Source organism: Sphingobium sp. ba1, from assembly GCF_000743655.1.
Classification (GTDB): domain Bacteria; phylum Pseudomonadota; class Alphaproteobacteria; order Sphingomonadales; family Sphingomonadaceae; genus Sphingobium.
The window spans coordinates 1,823-2,796 of the sequence record NZ_JPPQ01000018.1; the positions used below are offsets into that span (position 1 = coordinate 1,823).

Annotated in this window: 1 protein-coding gene and 1 pseudogene; both read left to right on the forward strand. The window is 63.7% G+C overall.

Translation table 11 applies throughout. The features are described from left to right. Window positions 1-606, forward strand: a pseudogene (locus IL54_RS01975) (MobF family relaxase); the annotation flags it as partial. 50 nt (window positions 607-656) lie between these two features. Beyond that, window positions 657-857, forward strand: coding sequence for a hypothetical protein (locus tag IL54_RS01980; RefSeq protein ID WP_011950428.1), 201 nt, complete (start codon window positions 657-659; stop codon window positions 855-857). The last annotated feature ends 117 nt before the right edge of the window (window positions 858-974 follow it).

Sequence of the window (974 nt, forward strand, 5' to 3'; positions counted from 1 at the left end):
AACGACAAGCAGCGCGGCCTGCACAATGCCGCGCTTGCGCGCGTTGTGGGCGTCGATGCCGATGGCGTGAAGGTTGAGACTGCGGACAAGGTGCTCCTCACGCTCAGCCTCGGTGACCCGATGCTATCTCGGCTCGACCTTGCTTATAGCCTTAATATGCACATGGCCCAGGGGATCACCACCGACAAGGCGATCACCGTCATGTCGTCGCATGAGCGCAACCTCTCGAACCAGCGCCTCTTCAACGTCGGGGTCACGCGCGTGCGCGACGAGCTGACAATGGTCGTGGACGACAAGGAGAAGCTCGCGCGGCAGCTCGACATGAATCCCGGCAACAAGACCTCCTCGCTCGAGACGCTCGGCCGCCTCGATATCGACGGCAGGAAGGGGCCGGGCGCGCAACCCCGCGAGAAGTTCGATCCCGGTCCGATCGACGGCGTCAACCTGTCCGATCTTGCTCCCGTTCCAAGCGATCTGCCGCCTCTGCCCGATGGCGCGGCATCTGCGCCGGCCGCGAAGGCCCCACAAGCGCCGCCCGATCTGAAACCCGATCGCGGCGATCCGCTGCCACCGCTGCCCGAGCGCAGCCTCGGGCTCGACTTGTGAATGGAGAAGTCGCCGGCGTGGTGCCTGCGGCGAAGAGAAGGAGACGAACGATGGGTTGGGAATTCGATGAGGCTGGCAAGTTCGGGAGCGAACGGGCAGCCGAAGACTATGCGAAGCGCAACAACATCGATCCGCGTGATGTCCAGCTGACCCGCAAGGGTGAGGAGGTCGAACTCAACATCCGCCGGTCGGCCCTCGATGGCCGTAAGCTGCGCGACAATGGCGAAGGTCGCCGGGACGGCTGGGGCTGAACGGAGGGCTACAATGAGCACATTTGAATTTCTCGCCTCGCTTCTGCTGGTGGGCGTCATCGTCGCGCTTGGCTGGTCGAAAATGTCCCGAGGCTTCACTCCACAGAAACCGCTCGA

What these genes read in the sequence shown, in the direction of transcription:
- IL54_RS01980 (WP_011950428.1), top strand. Translation starts at nt 657, where the DNA reads ATGGGTTGGGAATTCGATGAGGCTGGCAAGTTCGGGAGCGAACGGGCA.